Source organism: Paraburkholderia bryophila, from assembly GCF_003269035.1.
In the GTDB taxonomy this organism is placed as follows: domain Bacteria; phylum Pseudomonadota; class Gammaproteobacteria; order Burkholderiales; family Burkholderiaceae; genus Paraburkholderia; species Paraburkholderia bryophila.
Genome location: NZ_QLTK01000016.1, coordinates 96304 through 120888 on the forward strand (window position 1 = coordinate 96304; position 24585 = coordinate 120888).

Sequence of the window (24585 nt, forward strand, 5' to 3'; positions counted from 1 at the left end):
GCAAACTGGCAGAGGTGAAAGGGTGAAAAAGAAATCGGCAACTGACTGGAAGCGACTTGCATCGTCCAAAGACGAGCAGATCGATACGAGCGAAATGCCCGAACTGGCGGGCGACTTCTTCGAGCGCGCCGAGCTGCATGTTCCGCCTAAGCAGGCGGTGACCATGCGCCTCGACGCAGACGTGCTGAGCTGGTTCAAGGAACAGGGGCAGGGTTATCAGACGCGCATCAACAAGTTGTTGCGCGCCTACATGATGGCGCAGCAGCGTCGGCGCCCTTGATCCTGCGCGTGGTTGGGCGGTATGTTGTGCGGCGATGCTGGCGAGCGTTGGGCGAGGCGCGGCGTGGGCTCGCAGCGGGCCGGCAGTGCGGGCCGGCAGTGCGGGCCTAGCGGCGGCCGTTGCGCAACGCCTCATACACTTGCTCGACCACCGGTGTCCAATCGCCCAGCGTCGTCTGCCGGAACAGCGTCATGCCGGGATACCACGGCGAGTCGCAGCGTGTCTCCAGCCAGCGCCAATCGGCGTTAGCGGGCAGCAGCAACCACACCGGCTTACCCAACGCGCCGGCCAGATGGGCGACGCCCGTGTCCACCGCGACGACCAGATCGAGATTCATGATCAGCGCGGCGGTGTCCTCGAAGCTCGCCAATTCGGCGGTGAAATCGTGGGCGCCGAAAGCGGCCGGCGCGTCGGCCAACTGCGCGTGCGCGGGGCCTTTCTGCAGCGCGTACCAGGCCGTGTTGTCCAGAGCGCCGAGTCGGTGCAGTTCGGTCAATGCGATCGAACGGTAGCGGTCGTTACCGAACGTCGGGCTACCGGCCCAGACCAGGCCGACTTTGCGCTGCGTCTGACCGGCAGCGCCCATGCGCTTGCGCCACGCCGCGATCTTCTTTGGTGTCGCGAATAGGTACGGCACCTGGGCGGGTACGGTGGACAACTCCGTGCCGATGCACGATGGCACGCTCATCATCGGTACCCAGAAATCGTAGGGCGAATCGTAGTGGAAATCGGGCCGGCCGCTGAATGCGCGGCGCACGCCCGGTATGCGCTCCACCAACGGCAGTAGGGGTTCGCACACGCACAGATCGACCGTCGCGCCGAGTCGTTCGAGCACGCGTGCAAAGCGCAGGAACTGGAAGTGGTCGCCGAAACCCTGTTCGCCGACCACCAGCAAACGGCGTCCGGCAAGCGGCTCGCCGCGCCATTCCGCCACGCCGGGAATCGCGAGCGCTTCGTAGTCGCTTTGCCGCCAGCGCCGCGCAAAGGCGGCCCATCCCTGCCTGTAGTCGCCACGCTTGAGTAGCAGCCACGCGAGATTCTGATGCGCGTCCGCGTAATTCGGATCGAGCGCCAACGCGCGGCGATAAAAAACCTCCTCCTCATCCAGGCGACCTTGCGCGCCGAGCGAGCCGCCAAGGCACACCAGATGAGCCGGAGTCGGTTTAAGCGCGACCGCACGCCGATAGTGCGATTCGGCGCCCGCATAATCGCCGCGCTTGCCGACCAGGCTGCCCAGGTTGATATGTGCTTCCACGTAATCCACCCGCAGCGCCAACGCTCGTTCGAAACTGACAACGGCTGCCTGGTGATGGCCACGCGCGTTGTGTGCATTCCCCGCGTTGAAGTGCGCCTGGGCCGATTGCGGATCGAGCGATAGCGCATTGCCGTAGCACGCCAGCGCTTCGTCGAAACGGTCGAGCCTGGCCAGCGCCGTGCCGAGGTTCAGATGAACGTCGACCATTGCGGGATTCGACGCCAGCGCCTGCCGGTAGTGTTCGATCGCTTCGCCGAATGCGCCTTGCGCTTGCAACGCGACGCCGCAGTTGTTGTGCGCGTCGGCGAAATCCGGCTGGCGTTGCAGCGCCTCTTCGTAGCAGGCCAACGCCTCGCCGGCATGGCCGAGTGCGGCGGCCACGAGACCCCGGTTGCTCCAGCAGGCGGCGTCGTCGCCGTCGAGTCTGAGCGCTTCGTTCATCAACCGCGCGGCGGTTTCATGATCGCCGCGCTGGTAGTGCAGCACGCCGAAGTAGTGCAGCACGCGTGGATTGGCGGGATCGAGTGCGAGCGCCTGGCGGTAGAGGGATTCGGCGGCGCGTGGCTGGCCGGTTCGATGTGAGGCGAGGGCGGCGTCGATCAACGCGGCGAGATGGGACGGCGGCGTATCGGTACCTGTGTCGTCGACGTGGGAAGGCTGTTCCATGGAAACCTGCTTGGGAGTGCCGCCGGCGCGCGTTGCACGCGCCGGCGAGCGTGGCGGGGAGATAAATCCACCATGCTAGGTTCCGCCCCGTCGGGCAGCGCTCGGAAGCATCCCAATTGCGATGCGTAATCGTCATACGCGGCGTCATGCGCTGCGTCGTAGGTCATCGGTGTATCGCGGAAAGATTCCGCGATACACCAACATCTACCGCGTTGAAATGCAAGCGCCCTACAGAAACATCAGAAAGTTCAGCAGAAGGATGTTCACGACCAGCAAGGACAAGGCGGTCGGAGTCTGTACCTTGATCACCGCGTTCTTGTCCGGCAATTCCAGCAGCGCGGCCGGCACCATGTTGAAGTTCGCGGCCATCGGCGTCATCAGCGTGCCGCAATAGCCGCTGAACATGCCGATCGCGACCATCACCGCCGGGTTGCCATGGAACACGCCCACCAGAATCGGCACGCCGACGCCGCCCGTCATCACCGGGAAGGCGGCGAAACCGTTGCCCATCACCATCGTGAAAAGCGCCATGCCGATGCAGTACACCGCCACCGCGATGAAGCGGTAGTCGAGGCTGATATACGCGGTGGTTACGTGTGCCACGGCCTTGCCGACGCCGGCGTCCGAGAACACGAGGCCGAGCATGCCGAGCATCTGCGGCAGCACTGCGGCCCACGACAACGCATCGACGAGGCGCCGCGCTTCTTTCATCGACTGGCCGACGGTGTCGCGCGTCAGCACACAGGCAATCGCGAGCGCGATCACGCAGCCAATGCCGAAGCCGATCAACGTGACGTTGGCTTTCTCGATCAGCGGCATGCCGCCGAAGATCAGATGGCTCGCCGACAGCGTGATGATCACGGTGACGACCGGAATGGTCAGCGCGGGAATGAACAGCTTGTTGCCGAGCCGCGCGGCGCTCGCCTTGCGTGCTTCGAGCGACAGCGTTTTCGCCTTGCCGGCGGTAACGCCGCCGAAGCCGGCGATCAACGCCATCACGATCACGGCCGCGCCCACCACGGCGGGCGGCAGCTTGTCGCCGATCAGAAAAATGAACGCATAGAGAATCCAGAAGCCGCCGGCGGTGAAACGGCGCGGGTGCGCCTTGTCCGTGACGATCATGCCGCCGATCACCAGCAGCACCACGCCCAGCAGCCAGAACAGATAGTTGATCGTGAGCGTCATGCTTTGTCTCCTGCGGCGGATTGCGTCGGCGCGACCGTGGCGCCGGCGGCCGCGGCATTGCCGCGCAATTCGCGTTCGAGTTTGCGGTCGAGCAGATAAAGGCGGAAGCCGTGAACGAGGAACGCGCAGATCGCGGTGGGAATGCCCCAGACCGCGACGTGAATCGGCTCGACGACAATGCCCGCTTCTTTCAGGAAGGTGGTCATCAGCACGATCGCACCGAACGCGACGAAGATGTCCTCGCCGAAGAACAGGCCCACGTTGTCGGTGGCGGCGGCGAACGCGCGCAACCTGAAACGCACCGCGTCGCTGATCTTGCCGAAGCGGGTTTCCGTCGCGCCTTCGGCCATCGGCGCGATCAGCGGACGCACCATCTGCGGATGACCGCCGAGGCCGGTCAAGCCGACCGCCGCCGTCAACTCGCGAATCAGCAGATAGACGATCAGCAGACGTCCTGCCGTAGCGGCCTTGATGCCGCCGATCCACGCTTGCGCGCGCTCACGCAAGCCATGCCGTTCGAGCAGGCCGATCACCGCGAGCGGCAAAAAGATAATCAGCGGGATGTTGCGGGTTTTGATGAAGCCGGTGCCGATTTCGGCGAGGATTTTTTCAGGCGGGAAGTGCGCGGCCACACCGGTGACGATCGTGGCGACGGCCACGATCAGCATCGGATTGAACCGCAATAAAAAGCCGACGATGATGACGGCCACGCCGATGAGCGGCCATAGACTGACGGTTGTCTGCATCTGGATCTCCAAACAGGGTTTCAACCTTGCCGCTTGTGACGGCTAACGTGTGCCGGCGCGTCGTGAGTCTTGCGCCGTTTTGTTGCCGCGGCTCTTGACGGCCGCGTTGCTTCGAAAAACAACATCTGCGCTACACCTGCCTATATCGCTGCGGTACTACGTCTGCTGATGCTGATGCATCATTTGATGCTGATTGACTGCGGGTGCTGCGATGCGTCGTGCGCCTGGCAAACGCCCCGCGTGCAGCGGGGCGTTCAGGGCATCACAACGGGGTCTATTCACTGATTTGCGGCCAACCCGGCGCGCTGCGGCTCACACGCGCGTCGCGCCGGCCGCGTGGACTTCGATACCGGCGTCTTCGAGCGCGCCGCGAATCCGCCGCGCGAAGGCGAGCGCGTGCGGGCCGTCACCGTGCAGGCAGATGGTCTGCGCGTTCAGCGGCACCCATTGGCCGTCCACGGCTTGCACGCGTTGCTCGCGCACCATCGCGAGCGTGCGTTCCAGCACCTGGTTTTCATCGTCGAGCAGCGCGCCGGGGTCCTTGCGCGGCACCAGCGACCCGTCGGCGCGATAGCCTCGGTCGGCGAACACTTCCTCGACGGCGGTCAGGCCCGCGTTGCGCGCGGCGGTGACGAGTCCGCTGTTGGCGAGCGCGAACACCGCCACCGACGGATCGAAATCGTGCACGGCGGAAACGATCGCGTCGGCGATCTTCGGATCGCGCGCGGCCTGGTTGTAAAGCGCGCCGTGCGGCTTGACGTGCGCGATGCGCCCGCCCTCGGCCTGGGCGATCGCGGACAATGCGCCCAACTGATACAGCACGCCCGCGTAGATGTCGTTGGCGGGCAGGTCCATCTCTTTGCGGCCGAAGTTTTCCGGATCGTTAAAGCTCGGATGCGCGCCGATCGAGACGCCTTTTTCCACCGCCCAGCGCACGCAGTCGCGCATCGCGTTGGCGCCGCCCGCATGCCAGCCGCACGCGATGTTCGCCGAACTGACGAGGTCGAGCAGCGCTTCGTCGGACCCGCAGCCTTCGCCGAGGTCGGCGTTCAAATCGATTTCCATGGTGTTCCTCTACTCTCAAGACAACGCCGGGCCGCCCCGGGTTTGTTGCGGCGAAGGCAGTCCTTCGCAGCATCGGGCCCAGAGCGCCCGTTTTTACAGCGCCGCGACAGCCATCTGGCGCGCGCAGCGTTCTTCATGCATCGCGATTGCGGCGTCGATCTGCCGCAAATACGTGCGTTCTTCCAGTAAGGCCTGACGCGCCTCGTAAGGCGTGGTCGGAATGAATCGGACCGCGGCGTTCAGGCGCACCTGAGCCAGTTTCCACAGATCGGCCTGGATTACCGCGCCGATCTTCGGATAACCGCCGGTGGTTTGCGCGTCGCTCATCAGCACGATCGGCTGGCCGTTCGGCGGCACCTGAATCGTGCCGGGCAGCACCGCGTGCGACAGCAGATCGGTTTTCCGCGTGCGTTTGAGTTCGCTGCCGGCAAGGCGATAACCCATCCGATTGCTGTTCGGCGTGACGAGCCATTCGTCGGACCAGAACGACTCGTGCGCGGCTTCAGTGAAACTGTCGTACTCGGGGCCGCGCAGCACGCGAATCGGCACCGCCCACGGTACGCCCGACGGATGCCGGCCGCGCCGCAGCGGCTCCTGCACCAGCACGAACTTGCACCAGGAGGGCGCTTTCACGCCGAATTCCGGCGCCTCGGGCGTGAAGCCGAGATGGCCCCGCGGCGGCGGCGCGCCGACCGGCAGGCGGTCGCCGTCGCGCAGGGCGCGGCCGCCGAGTCCGCCGAAGTGAGCGGCCAGATCGGTGCTGCGCGAGCCCAGCATCGGCAACACGTCGATGCCGCCCGCCACGCACACATAGCCGCGCATGCCGCGCCTGGCCGCGTTCAGCACCAGCTCCTGACCGGCCTTGACCGGCAAGCTCCACCATGAATAGACCGGCTTGCCGTCGAGCGTCGCGCCGAATTCGCTGCCGGTGATGGCGACCCGCGTGGCGCGCAAAAACCGCAGCACGGTCGGGCCGAAGGTGATTTCCAGTCCGGCCGCATCGGGCCGATTGCCGACCAGCCGGTTGCCGACTTCGAGCGACAGCCGGTCGAGCGCTCCGCCCATCGCCACACCGAGATGCCGGTAGCCGTGACGGCCGAGATCCTGAATCGTGGTCAGCAGACCCGCGCGAATCACATCGATCATGCGTGTATCCCCGCGATGGTGAAGCGCACCCGGTCGCCCGGTTGCAGCAACGTGGGCGGGCGGCGCGCCGGGTCGAAGAGCGGCAGATCGGTGCGGCCGATCAACTGCCAGCCGCCGGGCGACGTGGCGGGGTAAATGCCGGTCTGTTCACCGCCGATCCCAACCGAGCCCGCCGGCACTTCGAGCCGTGGCGACGCGCGGCGCGGCGTGTGCAGCGCGGCGTCGAGCCCACCCATGTAGGCGAAGCCCGGCTGAAACCCCAGAAAGAACACCACGTACCCGGCATTCGAATGACGTTCGACCACCTCGCGCACGCTCAAACCGGTGTGATTGGCCACCGTCTGCAGATCGGGACCGAACTCGCCGCCGTATTGCACCGGGATCTCGACGTCCCGTCCGGCTACCGGCGCTTCGGCCGCCGCGTCCCAGGCCGCCTGCAACTGGCTGGCAAGCGCCTCGGGGTCGGCCTCGAGCGGATCGAACACGAGCGTCAGGTTGTTCATGCCGGGCACGACTTCCAGCACGTGCGGCCAGTCGCTTGCGGCCGCGGCGGCCGCCCACACCCGCCGCTGGCAGTCCAGCGTGGCGGGCGGCGGCGCTTCGCAGACTAGCGCGGCATCGCCGAGCGGGAAGATTCTTGGTTGGCTCATGGCTTAAGGGCCCAGGTCGAGTCGGAGGAGTCGAACATCTGGCGGACCTGCTGCCCCTATTAACGGCATCGGGTTCGCGATGGTTGAAGCGTACATTATCAATAAAATATCAACAATTTCTCAATAAGCGTTTTTGCCAGGCTCGCCGGGACCGATCGCTCGTCGTACACTCCCGACACCTTCCCATCCTGTTTGCCGAGAATCGTCATCATGTCGCGCCATCCCACCAAGATCGTTTCGTCGGAGCACCTCGTGTCCGACAGCAGCGCGGAACTGTCCGAACTCGAATACGCGCTGATCATGGCGGGCAATGCATTCAACCGGTGGATGGTGCGCTGCATGTCGGCGGCCGGCGAAAAGGACATGACCGCCATCGAAGTCTCGCTGCTGCACCACGTCAGCCATCGCGAGCGGCGCAAGAAGCTGGCGGACATCTGCTTCGTGCTGAATATCGAGGACACGCACGTCGCCACCTACGCGTTGAAAAAGCTCGTAGCTAGAGGGTATGTAAAAAGCGAAAAGACCGGCAAGGAAGTGTTCTTCTCGGCGACCGATGCCGGCCGCGAGTTGTGCATGCGGTATCGCGAGGTGCGCGAAAGCTGCCTGATTTCGACGTTGAAGGAGAGCGGCCTGACCAACGAGCAGATCGGCGAGGCCGCGCAACTGATGCGCAACGCGTCCGGCTTGTACGACACGGCGGCGCGGGCGGCGGCTTCTTTATAGTTGGGCGTCGGGTTGTGCGGCGAGTTGTGCGTTGACGGCTTGGGCGGTTGGACGAGTCGGCGCCTGACGCACTCACCAGATGAACGCCGACTCCGGGATCGAGGCCCGGCTTTCTCGCCGCTTCAGCCGACCGCTCAACTTACCGGGTGCGGATAAATCCCTGCCTCGGTCACGATCAGGTCGAGCGGCATGTCGTGAGCTTCGCGTTGCAATGCGTCGGTCCGGCACGCTTCATAAGCGACGCCAACGGTGAGCGGTTGCGTCGCCCCCGGCCACGCCGCTAGCGTGCGATCGTAATAGCCACCGCCATAACCCAGCCGGTAGCCTGCCGCGTCGAAACCGACGCACGGCACGAACAGCAGATCGGGAATCACCACCTGCCCGGAAGTCGGCTCGGCGATCTTGTGATGGCCGAGCTTCATTGGCGCATCCGGCGTCCATGCATGAAATTCGAGCGGCACGCCGCGCTCGCGCACCACCGGCAAACTGGCCATGCGTTGCGCGCCCGCCGCGAGCCACAGCGCGATCGCGCCGCGCGCGTCGAACTCGCCGCTGAGCGGCCAGTAGAACCCGACGCTGCGCACGTCATGGCGCTTCAACACGTCGAGCATGCGACGTCCGAGCGCGGCATTGTAAGCCGGCTCGGAAGCCGCTTGTAGCCTGGCTTCCAATAGCATTCGACGCAGCGCCTTTTTCGATTCGGCGACGGGGTTGCATGCTATGCTTGGGTTCAATTCGCGCTCCAGAAACAACGATGTCAAAACGCCTTTACCGAGTATATCGCGCGGCCGGTCTGGCGCTCGCCGCTGCGGCGCTCGTCGCGTGCAGCACGGCCTCAGCCGTCAAGCCCATTCCCATTTCGCAGCTCTCGAACGACGACCAGATTTTCGTCCAGCTTCGCGAGGCCGCCCGCAATAACGACGCGGCGCGTGCAGCCCAGCTGGCGAGCATGATCCCGAACTATCCCGCGCCTTCTTATCTGGCGTACTTCCAGCTCAAGCCACAGTTGTTCGACTCGAGCGGGCATGCCCGCATCGACGCGCCGGACGCGCCCGTGCTGGCCTTCCTGCAGCAGTACGACGGTCAGGCGATCGCCGACCGTCTGCGTAACGACTACCTGACGGTGCTAGGCGCGCGTCACGACTGGCGCAACTTCGACCAGCAATATGCGCGCTTCGTGCTGAACGACGATACGCAGGTGAAGTGCTATGCGCTCGAATCGCGTGCGTCGCGCGGTGAAAATGTCGCCGACGCGGCGCGTGCGCTGCTGGTCGATCCGAAGTGGTACGGCGACGGCTGCGTCGATCTGATCACCTCGCTGGGCGTGAGCCGCCAGTTCAGCACCGACGACATCTGGCAGCAGATCCGTCTCGCGTACGAGCAGAACTACACCGCTACCGGCAGCAAGCTCGTCGACGCGCTCAGCAACCAGCCGCCCGATCCGGTGCTGTTCGGCCAGGCCACCAGCACGCCGCCGTTGCTGCTGGCGCGTGGCGTCGGTCCGGACGCGCAGTCGCATCAACTGGCGTTGCTGGCGATCACGCGCATGGCGCGCAACGACCCGGCCATGGCCGCGGCCACGTTTGCATCGGTGGCGCCGTCGCTGAGTTCGCCCGAACGCGCGATCGGCTGGGGCACGATTGCGTATCAGGCTGCCGCCAAACAGATGCCGAGCGCGGTGGACTGGTATCGCCTGTCGGTGAACGCGCCTCTGTCGAATCCCGCGTATGAATGGCGCACGCGCACCGCGCTGCTGGCCGGCGACTGGACCATGGTGCGCTGGTCGATCGAGCAGATGCCGGCCGCGCTGCGCAATCAGCCTTCGTGGATCTACTGGCATGCACGCGCGTTGAAGCAGGCAGGCGACACGGCGACAGCCAACCAGGAATTCGAATCGATCTCGCAGGGCTTCAACTTCTACGGCCAACTGGCCATGGAAGAACTCGGCCAGAAGATCACGGTACCGCCGAAAACCGCGGTGACCGACGCCGAAATTCAGCAGGCAGGCAACACGCCGGGTTTCGATCTGGCGCAGCGTTTCTACGCGCTGAATCTGCGGCTCGAAGGCAATCGCGAATGGAACTGGCCGCTGCGCAACATGAGCGACCGGCAACTGATCGCCGCCTCCGAATACGCGCGCCGTATCCAGTTGTACGACCGCACGGTGAACACGGCGGACCGCACCAAGAGCGAACACGATTTCTCGCTGCGCTACCTGTCGCCATTCCGCGATATCGTGGAGCGCGATTCGCAGTCGAATGGGCTCGACGTGGAATGGGCCTATGGGCTGATCCGTCAGGAATCGCGCTTCATCATGAACGCGCGTTCGGAAGTCGGCGCGAGCGGCCTGATGCAGTTGATGCCGGGCACCGCGCAACTGGTCGCCAAGAAGATCGGCCTCGGTACGATTTCGCGCGAGCAGATGAACGACATCAACACCAATATCCTGCTGGGCACCAACTACCTGTCCATGATCTACAATCAGTTCGACGGGTCCGCCGTGCTCGCCACCGCCGGCTATAACGCCGGTCCGGGCCGGCCGCGCAACTGGCGGCAATCGTTGCAGCGTCCGGTGGAAGGCGCGATCTTCGCCGAGGCGATCCCGTTCCAGGAAACCCGCGACTACGTCAAGAATGTGTTGTCCAACACGGTCTACTACGCGGCATTGTTCGAAGGCCGTCCGCAATCGCTGAAGGCGCGTCTGGGTTATATCGCACCGTAAGCGCCGTGCCGCCGCCGCTCGGGTCCGTGTTCGACCGGGGCGGCGGTGCGTCACGCCAGCCCTTGCAGCGGCTTCCACCAGGGAGTCGAAAATGCGACATCAAGCCGTTGCTATCATCGGCGGTTCCGGTTTTATCGGCAGTCACCTCGTCAATGCGCTCGTTGAAATGGGCAAAGACGTGCGTATCGCCACCCGGCGGCGCTACAACGCCCGCCATCTCACGCTGTTACCCATCGACGTGATCGAAGCCGACGTGTTCGATCCGGTTCAGCTCGCGCGTTTTGTCGAGGGCGCCGATTGTGTGATCAATCTCGTGGCCACGCTGCACGGCAAACGCGGCAAACCCTATGGTCCGGAGTTCGCGCGCATGCATGTCGAGCTGCCGACCAAAATCGTCGCGGCGTGCGAGGGCAAGGGCGTGCATCGCCTGATTCATATCAGCGCCCTCGGCGCCGATTCGAACGGTCCGAGCATGTACACGCGCTCGAAGGGCGACGGCGAGAAGGCCGTCCATGCGGCGAATCTGGCGTGGACGATTTTCCGTCCGTCCGTGGTGTTCGGGCCGGAGGACCAGTTTCTCAACAAGTTCGCGTTTCTGCAGAAGATGTTTCCGGCGATTCCGCTCGCCATGCCGGATGCGAAATTCCAGCCGGTGTATGTCGACGACGTGGCGAAAGCCATCATCAACGTGCTCGACATGGACGCCGCCAGCGGCCATACGTATGAGCTCGGCGGCCCGACCGTCTACACGCTCGAAGACCTCGTCGCCTATTGCGGCGACGTGATCGGCAAGCACGCGCGCATCATTCGTCTGCCGGAAGCGTTCGCGCGCCTGCAGGCGCTGACCTTTGAAATGGCGCCCGGCGAGCCGATGATATCGCGCGACAATCTGGATTCGATGAAAGTCGACAACGTATTGAGCGGGCCGCTCGCGCCTGAACTCGGTATCGAGCCGACCAGTATCGAAACCATTGCACCCGCCTATCTGACCGGCGCGTCGACGCGCTCGCGTTTCGATACGTTCCGCGCCAGCGCGGGACGCTGAATTCACTTTTTTCTCCCCCTACAAGAAGCATGAAGCTGCTCATTGGTGACAAAAATTATTCGTCGTGGTCGATGCGCCCATGGCTGCTGCTGAAGCATTTCGGCATTCCCTTCGACGAGGTGCTGATTCATTTGCGCGAACCCGGCACGACGGCCGCGATCCTGGCGCAAGCGCCGCGCGGACCAGGCAAGGTGCCGTGTCTGATCGGCGACGACGGACAGATCACGTGGGATTCGCTGGCGATCGCCGAGACACTGGCCGAGCGTTTCCCGGAACACGCGCTATGGCCGCGCGATGCGGCGGCGCGCAACTACGCGCGAAGCGTGAGCGCCGAGATGCATTCGGGTTTCGGCGAACTGCGCTCGAACATGTGGATGAACATTCGCGCATCGTTTCCCGGCAAGAACGCGACGCCGGGTGCGCTGGCCGACATCGCGCGAATCGACACCGTGTGGCGCGACTGCCTCGACACGTACGGCGGCCCGTTCCTGTTCGGCGAATTCAGCATTGCCGACGCGATGTACGCGCCGGTGGCGATGCGCTTCAACACCTGGCAACCGGCGTTGTCTGAAACGGCATTGGCCTACGTCCGCCGCGTGACCGCGCTGCCGGCCGTGCAAGCCTGGATCGACGACTCACTGCGCGAAACCCACGCGCTTCCCGATCAAGACGTATGCCCATGAAACTCTACGTGGTAGGCGGCGCGGTTCGCGACGAGTTGCTGGGCGTGCCGGTGCAGGATCGCGATTACGTCGTGGTCGGCGCGACGCCCGAGCAGATGGTGGCGCAGGGTTACCGTCCGGTGGGTAAGGACTTTCCGGTGTTCCTGCATCCGCAGACGCATGAGGAATACGCGCTCGCGCGCACCGAGCGCAAGACGGCGGCGGGCTATCACGGCTTCCAGTTCTTTTACGCGCCGGACGTGACGCTGGAGCAAGACCTGGCGCGCCGCGACCTGACCATCAACGCGATGGCGCGCGAAGTGCGGCCGGACGGCGAATTGACGGGTCCGGTGATCGACCCGTTCAACGGCCAGGGGGATTTGCAGGCGCGACTCTTTCGTCATGTCAGCGATGCGTTTCTCGAAGACCCAGTGCGGATCTTGCGAATCGCGCGGTTCGCCGCGAGGTTCGTGGATTTCACGGTCGAGCCGGATACGCTGGCGCTGATGCGCAAAATGGTGGCCGATGGCGAAGTGGACGCGCTGGTTGCCGAACGCGTCTGGCAGGAAGTGTCGCGCGGCCTGATGGAGAAGAAGCCTTCGCGCATGTTCGAGGTGCTGCGTGCATGCGGCGCGTTGGCGCGGATTCTGCCGGAAGTCGACGCGCTATACGGTGTGCCGCAGCGCGCCGACTATCACCCGGAAGTGGACACCGGCGTGCACGTGATGATGGTGGTGGATCACGCCGCGCACCAGGGCTACGCGTTACCGGTTCGCTTTGCCGCGTTGACGCACGACCTCGGCAAAGCCACTACGCCGCAAGACGTGTTGCCCCGCCACATCGGCCATGAAGAGCGCAGCGTGAATCTGCTGAAGCCTTTATGCGAGCGCCTGCGCGTGCCGAACGAGTGCCGCGACCTTGCGCTGCTGGTCGCGCGGGAGCACGGCAACATTCATCGCGTGATGGAAATGGGCGCGGCCGCGCTGGTGAGGCTGCTCGAGCGCAGCGACGCGATTCGCAAGCCGGCGCGCTTCGCGGAAGCGTTGCAGGCTTGCGAGGCGGATGCGCGTGGACGGCTGGGTTTCGAGGCGCGGGATTATCCGCAGGCCGAGCGGCTGCGCGTGGCGCTCGTCGCGGCGCGTGGTGTCGATGCCGGCGCGGTGGCGAAGCGGTTGGCCGATGCGCCCGCGGGAATCAAGGACGCGGTGCACAAGGAGCGGATTCGGGCGGTGGAAGCGGCGATGGGTTGATAAAGCGCAACTACAACAGTCTGGCTAGCAATGACAGCAGCATCGACAGCACCAGGGTCGACATGAAAGGAAACGGATATTCGCGACCAAACAGCCGCAAGGTCACGTCGCCGGGCATGCGTCCAATGCCGATTTTTCTTAGCCATGGCCAGCAGGCCGACAGCACGGCCACCGCTACGAACGTCGTCAACAGCCAGCGGATCATCGCGCGTTCCCGAGCCGGATCAGGCAAAAAATCACAGCGTATGCGAGCGGTCGCCGCTCGAAAACGCCTGCAACGTGTCGTCCAGACCGCGCGAAAACGCGATCACCTTGAACAGTTCACCCATCTCGGCCTCGGACAACAACTTCTGCACCGCATTCGCCGCGGGCAAGAACCGTTTCGTGTCCGACGGATCGATTTCCGACAGCGCCTCGGTAATCCCGGCGTTCAGCAGAAACCGCGCTTGCGACGTGAAGCCGAGCAGATCCGCGCCTGTCTCGCAGCCCGCTTCGGCGATACCGGTGAATTCCACGTGTGCGGTGATGTCCTGCAAGCCCGGATAGAGAAACGGATCGCCGTGCGCGCGATGCCGGTAATGGCACATCAGCGTGCCCTGCGCGCGTTGCGCGTGGTAGTACTCGTGACGCGGGAATCCGTAGTCGATAAAAAACGCCGCGCCGCGCGCGAGCATTGTGCAGATGGTTCGCGTGAAGGCGCGCGCGGCTTCGTGCGTTTCGGTCACGTAGGCGTCGTTGGCGGTTTCGGTGTCGATTTCGGACAGCAGCGCGAGGTCGTCTGCCGCAGACACAACACGGTCTTCAAACGCAAACACGCCGTTGTGCGACACGACACCGCGCTCATGCCACACGCCGGTGTTGAAGGAGAACAGCCGAACCGGCATCGCGTCCAGCACTTCGTTGCCGATCATCACGCCTTCGAAGCGCTCCGGCAACGCGTCCAGCCAGCGCACCCTGGCGGCAAGCGAAGGTGCGGCCGCTTCGATCGTTTCGCGCTGGCGCTCGCGCAATTCGCCCGATAAATCCACGATCGCGTAACTGTCGAATTCCGCGCCCAGCGCCTCGAACGCGCTGAGCAGGCCGGCAGCCAGTTTGCCCGTGCCGGCGCCGAATTCCATCACCTCGCGCGTGCCGCTGGCCCGCAATGCTTCGGCCAGCGGTCGCGCCAGTGTCGTGGCGAACAACGGCGACAATTCCGGCGCGGTGACGAAGTCGCTGCCGTCGTCGCCACGCAGGCCGAATTTGCGGGCGCCGCCGCTGTAATAGCCGAGTCCCGGCGCGTACAACGCGCGCTCCATGTAACGGTCGAACGGCAGCCAGCCGCCGGCGCTGTCGAGCTCCGCGCGCAGTTGCGCGACCAGCGCTTCCGACTGCGCCAGCGCGCTCGGGCCGGGAGCAGGTAAACTATCGGGTTGGTGAGCTTTCGGATTCATCCCCGCATTGTAAATGACCGCCTCTCTGGATACCGCCGCTGTCCGTGCGCCTGACGCGCCGCGAATCGTGCTGATTACCGGCGCCGCGCGCCGCATCGGGCGCGCGCTCGCGCTCGGCTTCGCCGCCCGCGGCTGGGACGTGGCGGTGCATTACGGCGAATCGCGCGAACCCGCCGATCAGGTGGTCGCCGAAATCGTCGCGCTGGGCCGCCGGGCGGTCGCGCTCCAGGCCGAGTTGGGCGACGAGGAGCAGGTCGCACGGCTGTTGCCTGCCTGTATCGCGGCGCTGGGCCGGCCGGCCTGCATCGTCAACAACGCGTCGCGTTTTGAAGAAGATACGGCGCTCGATGTCGGCTACGCGTTGTTGCTCAAGCTGACCGCAATGAACGTCGGCGCGCCGTTGGTGCTGGCGCGCATGCTCCACGAAGCCACGCCGGAGGCCGCGCGAAGCGACGAAAGCCAGCGTGGTGTCGTGATCAACGTGCTGGATCAGAAGCTGTACAACATGAATCCGGATTACCTGTCGTACACGCTGTCGAAGGCGGCGTTGCAGACAGCCACGGTGGCGCTGGCGCAGGCTTTGGCGCCGAAAGTGCGGGTGGTCGGGCTCGCGCCCGGCCTGACGATGCAATCGGGCGATCAAACGCCGGACGGTTTCGCCGCCGCTCACCGTACTACGCCTTTGGGCCGCGCGTCGCGGCCCGAGGATATTGTCGCCGCCGCGCTGTATCTCGCCGATGCAGCGGGCGTCACCGGAACGACGCTGGTGGTCGACGGCGGGCAGCACCTGGTGCCCCTGCCGCGCGACGTTATGTTTTTGACGGGCGCCTGAAATGCCCTTTGCGTGCTCCGCACGCTTTTTTCGACTGGAACGAACATGTTTGCCGCTCTTTCGCATCCCCGGCTCGCCGATTGCCGCCGGCTCTTTCTGCGCAATTACGAAGTGCACATCAACATCGGCGTGCACGACTTCGAAAAGCGTGGCGAACAGCGCGTCGTGATCAACGTCGAACTGTTCGTGCCGCTCGCGCTGTCCACGCCGGTGGCGGACAAGCTGAACGAAGTCGTCGACTACGACTTCATGCGCTCGACCATCGCGCGTCGCGTCGAACAAGGCCATATCCACTTGCAGGAAACGCTCTGCGACGACCTCGTCAAGACCATGCTCGAGCATCCGCTGGTGCGGGCCGCGCGCGTGTCGACCGAAAAACCGGACGTCTATCCCGACTGTGACGCGGTGGGCGTCGAAGTCTTCCGCGTCAAGGAGGATTGAGTCATGGCCACGCCCGACATCCTGAACCAGACCGCGGCCGCCGCGCCGGCGAAGGTGCCGCTCACGCGCCGCGAGCAGAAAGAAGCGTACGAGAACAACAAGCTGTTCAAGCGGCTCGCGCGCCAGGTCGGCGAGGCGGTCGTCGACTTCAACATGATCGAGGAAGGCGACAAGGTGATGGTGTGCCTGTCGGGCGGTAAAGACAGCTACGCCATGCTCGAAATCCTGATGCGGCTGCGCGAACGTGCGCCGATCAACTTCGACATCGTCGCGGTGAACCTCGACCAGAAGCAGCCGGGCTTTCCGGAGCACGTGCTGCCCGAGTATCTGAAGCAGCTCGACATTCCGTTTCACATCGAGAACCAGGACACCTACAGCATCGTCAAGCGGCTGGTGCCGGAGGGCAAGACTACCTGCTCGCTGTGCTCGCGGTTGCGTCGCGGCATTCTGTACCGTGTCGCGGGTGAGCTTGGCGCGACCAAAATCGCGCTCGGCCATCATCGCGACGACATCCTGCAAACGCTGCTGCTGAACATGTTCTACGGCGGCAAGCTGAAGGGCATGCCGCCCAAGCTGCAATCCGACGACGGCAAGAACATCGTGATCCGGCCGCTCGCCTACGTGAAGGAAACCGACCTCGAGAAATATGCGGCGTTGCGTGAATTCCCGATCATTCCGTGCAACCTGTGCGGCAGCCAGCCGAACCTGAAGCGCGCGGAAATGAAGGCGCTCGTTCGCGATTGGGAAAAGCGTTTCCCGGGGCGTATCGAAAATATGTTCAATGCATTGTCGAACGTCGTGCCGTCGCATTTGATGGATCACAAGCTGTTCCCGTTCGCGGGCCTGCGCGCCACCGGCGAGGCCGATCCGCAAGGCGACATTGCATTCGACGAAGAGCCGTGCTCGACCGGGTCGGACGACGGCGCGATGCTCGGTGCATCGAAGTCGATTTCAATCGTTCAATTCGACGATCTTTAACGAAAACGCCCGAACTACGGGCATTTCAGCCGGTTATAGCCTGTTTCGCAACGGTGTCGGCGGTGGGCTGCATGATAGAATCGGCGCCTCCAAACTCGTCTATTCGCCGACGCCATGAACATCGTTATTTTGGCGGCAGGCACCGGCAAGCGCATGCGGTCCGCGCTACCCAAGGTGCTCCATCCGCTGGCCGGCCGGCCACTCCTCGCTCATGTCATCGACACCGCCCGCGCGCTGAATCCCGCGCGTCTCGTCGTGGTGATCGGTCATGGCGCCGAAGCCGTGCGCCAGGCGGTGGCGGCGCCGGACGTTCAGTTCGCCGTGCAGGAACAACAGCTCGGCACGGGCCACGCGGTACAGCAGGCTCTGCCGCTGCTCGACCCGAGTGCGCCCACGCTGGTGCTTTACGGCGACGTGCCGCTCACGCGCGCCAGCACGCTGCGCGCGCTGACCGACCGGGCGGGCGAGGGCGGTTACGGCGTGCTGACCGTCACCCTCGCGGACCCGAGCGGCTACGGCCGCATCGTGCGTGACGCGGCGGGCAAGGTGTCGCGCATCGTCGAGCAGAAAGACGCGTCGCCCGAACAACTCAAGATCGCCGAAATCAACACGGGCATTGTCGTGGCGCCGACCGCGCGGCTCGCCGGCTGGCTGGCGGCCTTGAAAAACGACAATTCGCAAGGCGAGTTCTATCTGACCGACGCGGTCGAAATGGCGATCGAGGCAGGCCTCGAAGTCGTGACCACGCAGCCGGACGAAGAGTGGGAAACGCTTGGCGTGAACAGCAAGCAGCAGCTTGCCGAGCTCGAACGAATTTATCAGGGCGAACTCGCGGAGGCGTTGCTGGTGGCCGGCGTGACGCTGGCCGACCCGGCGCGTCTGGACGTGCGCGGCACGCTCGAATGCGGCCGCGACGTGTCGATCGACGTGAATTGCGTGTTCGAAGGCCGCGTCACGCTGGCCGACAACGTCACCGTCGGGCCGAACTGCGTGATCCGCAATGCAACGATCGGCGCGGGTACGCGTGTCGATGCGTTCACCCATATTGAAGGCGCCGAGGTCGGCGCGAACGTCGTGCTCGGACCGTATGCGCGGCTGCGGCCCGGCGCGTCGCTGGCGGATGAATCGCATGTCGGCAATTTCGTCGAAGTGAAGAACGCCGTGCTCGGTCGCGGCTCCAAAGCGAATCACCTCACGTATATCGGCGACGCGGACATCGGTGCGCGCGTGAATATCGGCGCGGGCACCATCACCTGCAATTACGACGGCGCAAACAAATTCCGCACTATTATCGAAGACGACGTCTTCGTCGGGTCGGACACGCAACTGGTCGCGCCGGTGCGGGTCGGGCGTGGCGTGACGATCGCGGCGGGCACCACGGTGTGGAAAGACGTCGAAGCCGACAAGCTGGTGTTGAACGACAAGACGCAAACTAGCAAGACGGGCTACGTTCGCCCGACCAAGAAGAAGAGCTGATGAACATGACGCGCGCTTCGAGCGCGCTCCTTGCAATCCAGCACTGAAAAGGAATAAGCCATGTGTGGCATTGTTGGCGCGGTTGCGCAACGTAACATCGTTCCCGTCCTGATCGAAGGACTGCGTCGCCTCGAGTATCGCGGCTACGACTCGTGCGGCGTGGCCGTGCTCGGCGCGGACGGTCCGCGTCGCGCTCGCAGCGTGGCGCGTGTCGCCGATCTCGACGAGCAGGTTCGCGAGAGCCATCTGGAAGGCATCACGGGTATCGCGCATACGCGCTGGGCCACGCACGGCGCGCCGGTCACGGACAATGCGCACCCCATCTTCTCGAAAGATGCGCTCGCGTTGGTACACAACGGCATCATCGAAAACTACGAGTCGCTGCGCGAAATGCTGCGCAGCAAGGGTTACACGTTCGTCTCGCAGACCGACACCGAGGTTATCGCTCACCTGGTTCACAGCCTGTATCGCGGCGATCTGTTCGCCGCGGTGCGTGAAGCGGTGGCGCAGCTGCACGGCGCGTATGCGATCGCGGTCCTGCACAAGGACCAGCCGCATACGGTGGTCGGCGCGCGTCAGGGTTCGCCGCTGGTGGTCGGGCTCGGCAACGGTGAGAACTTCCTCGCGTCGGACGCACTCGCGCTCGCGGGCAGCACTGAGCGTTTCATCTTCCTCGAAGAAGGCGACGTGTGCGAGTTGTCGCTCGAAGGCGTGCGTATCGCCGATCGCGACGGCAATGAAGCGCAGCGCGACGTGCGTCAGGTGGCGGCATACGGTGGCGCGGTCGAACTTGGGCCCTATCGTCACTTCATGCAGAAGGAAATCTTCGAGCAGCCGCGCGCGATCTCCGACACGATTCCGCAAGCGGATTCGTTCGACGCGTCGCTGTTCGGCGAAGGCGCGGACAAGGTGTTCGCGGAGATCGACAGCCTGCTGATTCTCGCTTGCGGCACGAGCTACTACTCGGGGCTGACGGCGAAGTATTGGCTCGAATCGATCGCGAAGATTCCGACCCAGGTGGAAATTGCCAGCGAGTATCGCTACCGCGAGTCGGTACCGAATCCGAAAGCGCTGGTCGTGGTGATCTCGCAGTCCGGTGAGACCGCGGACACGCTCGCGGCGCTGAAGCATGCGCAGTCGCTGGGGCATAAGCACACGCTGGCCATCTGCAACGTCGGCACGAGCGCGATGGTGCGTCAGACCGAACTGTCGTTCCTCACGCATGCCGGCCGCGAGATCGGTGTCGCGTCGACCAAGGCATTCACGACACAACTGGTCGCGCTGTTCGTGCTCGCCGCGACGCTTGCAAAGCTGCGCGGGCGCGTGAGCAACGCGCAGGAAGCCGAATATCTGAAGCAGTTGCGTCACCTGCCGGCCGCGCTGAATAGCGTGCTGGCGCTGGAGCCGCAGATCATCGCGTGGTCGGAAGAGTTCTCGCGCAAGGAACATGCGTTGTTCCTCGGGCGCGGTCTGCATTATCCGATTGCGCTCGAAGGCGCGCTGAAGCTCAAGGAGATTTCGTACATTCATGCCGAGGCGTATCCGGCCGGCGAGTTGAAGCACGGGCCGCTGGCGCTCGTGACCGAGGCGATGCCGGTGGTGACGGTGGCACCGAACGACGCGCTGCTGGAAAAGCTGAAGTCGAATATTCAGGAGGTGCGTGCGCGCGGCGGCCAGTTGTATGTGTTTGCGGATGCGGATACGAAGATCGTCAACGACGAAGGCCTGCATGTGATCCGTATGCCGGAGCACTATGGTTTGTTGTCGCCGATCCTGCACGTGGTGCCGCTGCAGATGCTGGCGTATCACACGGCGTGCGCGCGCGGTACGGATGTGGATAAGCCGCGGAATCTGGCGAAATCGGTGACGGTGGAGTGAGGGTGGGGCGGGCTGACAGCGGTGGCAGATTGCATACGCCGCGCAGCCCATCCTCCTACCTCGCCGACCGCCGTCGCTAACCATCGTGCAATTTTTCGTCAGCACCTTGGTAGCGGGACGCGCGGATCGCCTCTTCGCGCTTTCCCAGGACTACGCTCGTCGGCCAGAGTGGGATCCGTTTGCGACCCGCTCCGAATTGCTTAACGGAGCAATGGCGCCGGCGGTGGGCGTCGACGAGTACATCGAAAGTGCAGGCGGTCTGGTGATGGTCTCGCGCTATGTGTCGTTTCAGCCGCCGCACGTGGCCGCCGTTTCGATGATCGAAGGACCGCGCCTGCTAGCCAGCTTCAGTGGTGGATGGAAATTTCGCCCGGAATCGCCGACGCAATGTCGCGTCACGTTCACCTACAACTTCCGCACGTCGCCTGCGTGGCTTCGATGGGTCATGGAGCCGATTGCTGGCTTCTGGTATCGGAGGCAGACTCGCGCGCGGTTGAACTGTTTTAAGGCGTGGGTCGAAGCGGCTGCTGGCAATTCTTGAAAGTTAGCACCGGCGTCGCGCTGCGCGACCATGACCCGCGACAGAACCACAACCCATCAAAGCTCGGGCCGCGCCAGGTCACTGGCCACGATATGTTCGCCATAAACCTGCGCCGCCGCGACCGCTTCCAGCTTGGTCGCATACGGGCCTAGCTCGGGCGCACCGTCGAATGGAAACAGCACGCGGCCGTCGGTGGTTCGCACCACTTTCAACACGCCGAAGAAACGCCGGTAGCCGGCCAGTTTGGACGTCGCGGAAACCTCGAATTCGTCTTCCGACTTCGCGGGCACGCTGGGAATAAAGGCGGTCTTGCTCATACCTGAAAACATCGCTTGTTCAAGAGGGCGGCATCTGCGCGGAAGGCCCAACTGCGCCCGTTTGTCCCGGCAAGACATTCACCGGCGACCGTCATTGTCTCAAATCCCCGCGGACTTGGCCGGCCGACCAGCATGCTTGCCAGCCACCCACTTTCTCAAGCGCCGCTCACTGCCGCCGCATGGTCGGCCGCCAGTGCGACGTCCCGCTCATTCACCGCGACGAAACTCGGCCGCGAGCAAATGCGCTCGACGTATGCCTGCAGAACCGGCGTTTCCGGCACCAGCTTGAACATCATTCCCCAGTGCAGCGCGATGCCCCACAGAATGTCCGCCGCCGACAGCGTGTTCCCCAACAGATACGGCGACGCCTGCAATTGACTCGCCAGCGTGCCGAGCATCGAATCGAAGTCGCCATAAGGCGACGTGGCGAGCGGCGCCGGCTCGCGTTTCATGGCTTTGTCGACCAGCGCCGGCTCGTAGCACGCCGCGTAGTACACGAGCCAGCGCAGATACGGACCACGGCGCGGATCGTCGAGCGCTGGGGCGAGGCCCGCCTCGGGAAACAGATCCGCGAGATAGATGAAGATGGCCACCTGCTCGGTGACCAGCGCGTCGCCGTGCAGAATCGCCGGCACCTTGCCGAGCGGATTGATGGCGAGATACGGCGCTTTGCGCTGCTCGCCGGCCTTCATGTTCAGCACCTTCAGTTGGTACGGCGCGCCGAGTTCTTCCAGCAGCGTGAGCGCGCTGACGGAGCGGCATTGCGGCGAATGGAACAGGGTGATCGTGCGGTCGGTTGTCATGGCGAGCAGTCTCCAGAATGAGGTCAATGTAGGGACCGGCGGCAGCGAGAGTGGGGCAACACGAGCGCCGGACTGGTCTCATCCTAAGCCTCCATACCTGTCAGTTTCTGTCAGGTATGACTACACTGGAGCGCATGAGAGCCAGTCGCCTTCTTTCCATCCTGATGACGTTGCAGGCACGCGGCCGCGTCACCGCGCAGTCGCTCGCCGACGAATGCGCGGTCTCGCTGCGCACCGTCTATCGCGACATCGACGCGTTGAGCGCCGCGGGCGTGCCGGTTCATAGCGAGCGCGGCGCGGAAGGCGGTTATCGCCTGCTCGACGGGTATCGCACGCGCTTGAACGGACTGTCGCCGCAGGAAGCGGAATCGTTGTTTCTGTCGGGTTTGCCCGGGCCGGTGCAGGCGCTCGGTCTGGGTGCCGTGATGGCCGGCGCGCAAACCAAATTGCTCGCCGCGCTGCCGGTCGAACTGCGCTCCACCGCCGAGCGCATGCGTTCGCGCTTTCACCTCGACGCGCCGGCATGGTTCTCGGACGCGGATCAGCCCGCGCATCTGCCGTTGATCGCGCGTGCAGTGTGGGAGCAATGTCCGCTGCAGATTCGTTACCAGAGCTGGAAAGCCGAAAAGTTTCGGCGCATCGAGCCGCTCGGCGTCGTGCTGAAAAGCGGCGCGTGGTATGTGGTCGGACGCGTCGACGCGGACGTTCGTATCTACCGGATCGCGCGCATTCTCGAACTGAGCCTGCTTGACGAGACCTTCGAGCGGCCGCCCACGTTCGATCTCGCCGCTTACTGGCAGGACAGCACGCGCCGTTTGTCCGAGGAGCTGTACGCAAATGAAGCCACCTTGCGTCTTTCGCCATGGGGCGTGCAGATGCTCGAGGCGTTCACGTCGCCGTTCGCGCGTGCGGCCGCGACAATCGGCGAACCCGATCCCGCGGATGGCTGGCGCACGGTGACCTTGCCGGTCGGTTCGACGAGACAGGCGTGCGCGGAATTCCTGCGTTTCGGCAGCGAGGCGGAAGTGCTGGCGCCGCCGGAACTGCGCGAGAAGGTTGCCGAAGTCGTCGCGACGCTGCATCGTCGTTACGCTCAATGAAAATGCTGGGCGGTGCATTTCAGTGCATGCCTATACGTCGCGCTATATGACCTACATATGACGAAAATGCGGCAATAGTCACGCCAAAGTCATGCGCGCTGCCTAGAGTTTGCCCCCATCCAAAACGGCAATACTCAGGGGCAAAAAACATGTCACAACGCAGCAGCTTGCGTGCTTTATTCATGGTTGTTTGCGCGGCCTTGATCGGGGTGATCGTCGCGGCGTGCGGCTCATCGTCGTCGTCGATCAAAGCGGCCGGACAGCAGCAGATCAAGCACGTGTTCGTCATCACGCTCGAAAACGAAAACTACGCGACCACCTTCGGCGCGAACAGCAAGGCGCCGTATCTGGCGCAAACGCTCGCCTCGCAAGGCGCGATGGTGCAGCAGTATTACGGTACCGGCCACGTGAGTCTCGACAACTACATCTCGATGATCAGCGGTCAGGCGCCGACGCCTGACACCGACAACGACTGCGTCACCTACGAAGACTACAAGCTCACCGGCATGACGCCGGACGGTCAGGCGATCGGCTCGGGCTGCGTGTATCCGGCCAGCATCAAGACGCTGCCGGATCAGTTGAAGGCGGCGGGCTTGACGTGGAAGGGCTATGAAGGCGACATGGGCAACGACCCGACGCGCGAAGCCGCCACCTGCGGCCACCCGACGCTCAACACGACCGACCTGACGCAGACGGCGGAAGCGCCGAGCGCGGCGGTGCCGTTGGGCGATCAGTACGCGACGCGCCACAACCCGTTCATGTACTTCCATTCGATCATCGACTCGGCGGACTGCGGGCAGAACGTCGTCAATCTGAACAAGCTCACGACGGATCTGCAATCCGTCTCGACCACCGCGAACTTCAACCTGATCACGCCGAGCCTGTGCGACGACGGTCACGACTCGCCGTGCGTGAACGGCCAGCCGGGCGGCCTGACGAGCGCTAATACGTTCCTGCAGAAGTGGGTGCCGATTATCACGGCGTCGCCGGCCTTCCAGCAGGACGGGCTGCTGATCATCAACTTCGACGAAAGCAGTTACGCCACCGTGACGCAGACGGCGTCGAGCGAGGATCTGATTTTTTCCGGCGCGACCTGCTGCAGCCAGCAGCCGGGGCCGAATCTGGCGCCGTTCCCGCAGACGTCGTCGCTGACTTACAAGGGCTTGACGATCAACCTGACCAAGCAGAGCTTCGGCGGCGACCAGACCGGTGCGGTCATGATCTCGAAGTTCATCAAGCCGGGCACGGTGTCGACGGTGCCGTACAACCACTATTCGATGCTCAAGAGCATTGAAGACATCTTCCAGTTAGGCTATCTCGGCTATGCAGGGCAGGCGGGTCTCGTCGGCTTCGGCAGCGATATCTTCACGAACCTGTAAGCGACGCGATGC

The 24585-nt window shown here is 64.1% G+C and carries 25 protein-coding genes; 14 read left to right on the plus strand and 11 right to left on the minus strand.

The annotated features are described in order from the left end of the window. The first annotated feature begins 22 nt into the window (after positions 1 to 22). A complete protein-coding gene (locus BX591_RS22050; RefSeq protein ID WP_035562590.1) occupies positions 23 to 280 on the plus strand; it encodes a BrnA antitoxin family protein in 258 nt (85 codons plus the stop codon). A gap of 106 nt (positions 281 to 386) precedes the next feature. On the opposite strand, the gene BX591_RS22055 is transcribed toward BX591_RS22050, so the two are convergent. The 6 genes from BX591_RS22055 to pxpB form a co-directional block, all read right to left on the minus strand. Next, positions 387 to 2201: a tetratricopeptide repeat protein gene (locus BX591_RS22055; protein ID WP_111933432.1), complete on the minus strand. Its 1815-nt coding sequence runs from the start codon at positions 2199 to 2201 to the stop codon at positions 387 to 389. A gap of 228 nt (positions 2202 to 2429) precedes the next feature. After that, positions 2430 to 3386, minus strand: coding sequence for a DUF979 domain-containing protein (locus BX591_RS22060; RefSeq protein ID WP_111933433.1), 957 nt, complete (start codon positions 3384 to 3386; stop codon positions 2430 to 2432). Then, complete coding sequence (locus BX591_RS22065) at positions 3383 to 4132, minus strand: DUF969 domain-containing protein (protein ID WP_111933434.1); 750 nt, start codon at positions 4130 to 4132, stop codon at positions 3383 to 3385. The genes BX591_RS22060 and BX591_RS22065 overlap by 4 nt, the downstream gene beginning before the upstream one ends. Before the next feature lie 312 nt (positions 4133 to 4444). Next, complete coding sequence (gene pxpA / locus BX591_RS22070) at positions 4445 to 5197, minus strand: 5-oxoprolinase subunit PxpA (protein ID WP_111933435.1); 753 nt, start codon at positions 5195 to 5197, stop codon at positions 4445 to 4447. 93 nt (positions 5198 to 5290) lie between these two features. Continuing rightward, the gene (locus tag BX591_RS22075; RefSeq protein WP_111933436.1) at positions 5291 to 6343 is read right to left on the minus strand and encodes a 5-oxoprolinase subunit C family protein; all 1053 of its coding nucleotides are present in this window, start codon (positions 6341 to 6343) and stop codon (positions 5291 to 5293) included. Then, positions 6340 to 6993: a 5-oxoprolinase subunit PxpB gene (gene pxpB / locus BX591_RS22080; protein ID WP_111933437.1), complete on the minus strand. Its 654-nt coding sequence runs from the start codon at positions 6991 to 6993 to the stop codon at positions 6340 to 6342. The genes BX591_RS22075 and pxpB overlap by 4 nt, the downstream gene beginning before the upstream one ends. 210 nt (positions 6994 to 7203) lie before the next feature. Here pxpB and BX591_RS22085 point away from each other — a divergent pair, with 210 nt between their 5' ends. Then, entirely contained in the window at positions 7204 to 7716 is a 513-nt protein-coding gene (locus BX591_RS22085; RefSeq protein WP_035554587.1) for a winged helix DNA-binding protein, read from the plus strand. Positions 7717 to 7850: 134 nt separating this feature from the next. Here BX591_RS22085 and BX591_RS22090 read toward each other — a convergent pair whose 3' ends face one another. After that, positions 7851 to 8393: a 5-formyltetrahydrofolate cyclo-ligase gene (locus BX591_RS22090; protein ID WP_244147089.1), complete on the minus strand. Its 543-nt coding sequence runs from the start codon at positions 8391 to 8393 to the stop codon at positions 7851 to 7853. A gap of 77 nt (positions 8394 to 8470) precedes the next feature. Between BX591_RS22090 and BX591_RS22095 the strand changes: the two genes are divergently transcribed. The 4 genes from BX591_RS22095 (at position 8471) to BX591_RS22110 (ending at position 13395) form a co-directional block, all read left to right on the plus strand. Next, positions 8471 to 10438 (plus strand): lytic transglycosylase domain-containing protein, encoded by a 1968-nt coding sequence (locus BX591_RS22095; protein WP_111933438.1) that lies wholly within the window; start codon positions 8471 to 8473, stop codon positions 10436 to 10438. Positions 10439 to 10529: 91 nt separating this feature from the next. Beyond that, positions 10530 to 11483: a complex I NDUFA9 subunit family protein gene (locus BX591_RS22100; protein WP_111933439.1), complete on the plus strand. Its 954-nt coding sequence runs from the start codon at positions 10530 to 10532 to the stop codon at positions 11481 to 11483. A gap of 29 nt (positions 11484 to 11512) precedes the next feature. Then, positions 11513 to 12166, plus strand: coding sequence for a glutathione S-transferase family protein (locus BX591_RS22105; RefSeq protein WP_111933440.1), 654 nt, complete (start codon positions 11513 to 11515; stop codon positions 12164 to 12166). Beyond that, complete coding sequence (locus BX591_RS22110) at positions 12163 to 13395, plus strand: multifunctional CCA addition/repair protein (protein ID WP_111933441.1); 1233 nt, start codon at positions 12163 to 12165, stop codon at positions 13393 to 13395. Before BX591_RS22105 ends, BX591_RS22110 begins: the two co-directional genes overlap by 4 nt. 10 nt (positions 13396 to 13405) lie before the next feature. Here BX591_RS22110 and BX591_RS22115 read toward each other — a convergent pair whose 3' ends face one another. Together BX591_RS22115 and BX591_RS22120 are read right to left on the minus strand one after the other, a co-directional pair. Next, on the minus strand, positions 13406 to 13600 hold the full coding sequence (locus BX591_RS22115; protein ID WP_105510051.1) for a DUF2905 domain-containing protein: 195 nt from the start codon (positions 13598 to 13600) through the stop codon (positions 13406 to 13408). A 31-nt stretch (positions 13601 to 13631) separates the two neighbouring features. Then, positions 13632 to 14828 (minus strand): class I SAM-dependent methyltransferase, encoded by a 1197-nt coding sequence (locus BX591_RS22120; RefSeq protein WP_111933442.1) that lies wholly within the window; start codon positions 14826 to 14828, stop codon positions 13632 to 13634. A gap of 13 nt (positions 14829 to 14841) precedes the next feature. On the opposite strand from BX591_RS22120, the gene BX591_RS22125 reads away from it, so the two are divergent. From BX591_RS22125 to BX591_RS22150, 6 genes are all read left to right on the plus strand, one after another. After that, on the plus strand, positions 14842 to 15660 hold the full coding sequence (locus tag BX591_RS22125; protein WP_111933443.1) for an SDR family oxidoreductase: 819 nt from the start codon (positions 14842 to 14844) through the stop codon (positions 15658 to 15660). A 45-nt stretch (positions 15661 to 15705) separates the two neighbouring features. Further along, on the plus strand, positions 15706 to 16101 hold the full coding sequence (locus tag BX591_RS22130) for a dihydroneopterin aldolase (RefSeq protein ID WP_035554606.1): 396 nt from the start codon (positions 15706 to 15708) through the stop codon (positions 16099 to 16101). Between the two features lie 3 nt (positions 16102 to 16104). After that, positions 16105 to 17079, plus strand: a complete 975-nt coding sequence (gene ttcA / locus BX591_RS22135) for a tRNA 2-thiocytidine(32) synthetase TtcA (RefSeq protein WP_111933444.1) — start codon at positions 16105 to 16107, stop codon at positions 17077 to 17079. 114 nt (positions 17080 to 17193) lie between these two features. Next, on the plus strand, positions 17194 to 18555 hold the full coding sequence (glmU, locus tag BX591_RS22140; RefSeq protein ID WP_111933445.1) for a bifunctional UDP-N-acetylglucosamine diphosphorylase/glucosamine-1-phosphate N-acetyltransferase GlmU: 1362 nt from the start codon (positions 17194 to 17196) through the stop codon (positions 18553 to 18555). Between the two features lie 60 nt (positions 18556 to 18615). Next, positions 18616 to 20433, plus strand: coding sequence for a glutamine--fructose-6-phosphate transaminase (isomerizing) (gene glmS, locus BX591_RS22145; RefSeq protein ID WP_111933446.1), 1818 nt, complete (start codon positions 18616 to 18618; stop codon positions 20431 to 20433). An 85-nt stretch (positions 20434 to 20518) separates the two neighbouring features. Continuing rightward, entirely contained in the window at positions 20519 to 20974 is a 456-nt protein-coding gene (locus BX591_RS22150; protein ID WP_111933447.1) for a type II toxin-antitoxin system RatA family toxin, read from the plus strand. A gap of 56 nt (positions 20975 to 21030) precedes the next feature. Here the strand turns inward: BX591_RS22150 and BX591_RS22155 are convergent, their stop codons facing one another. Then, the gene (locus BX591_RS22155) at positions 21031 to 21291 is read right to left on the minus strand and encodes a DUF6723 family protein (RefSeq protein ID WP_111933448.1); all 261 of its coding nucleotides are present in this window, start codon (positions 21289 to 21291) and stop codon (positions 21031 to 21033) included. Between the two features lie 155 nt (positions 21292 to 21446). Next, on the minus strand, positions 21447 to 22094 hold the full coding sequence (locus tag BX591_RS22160) for a glutathione S-transferase family protein (RefSeq protein ID WP_111933449.1): 648 nt from the start codon (positions 22092 to 22094) through the stop codon (positions 21447 to 21449). Positions 22095 to 22228: 134 nt separating this feature from the next. Here BX591_RS22160 and BX591_RS22165 point away from each other — a divergent pair, with 134 nt between their 5' ends. Next, entirely contained in the window at positions 22229 to 23194 is a 966-nt protein-coding gene (locus BX591_RS22165; protein WP_111933450.1) for a helix-turn-helix transcriptional regulator, read from the plus strand. Positions 23195 to 23343: 149 nt separating this feature from the next. After that, a complete protein-coding gene (locus BX591_RS22170) occupies positions 23344 to 24573 on the plus strand; it encodes an alkaline phosphatase family protein (protein WP_244147090.1) in 1230 nt (409 codons plus the stop codon). Positions 24574 to 24585: the final 12 nt, after the last annotated feature.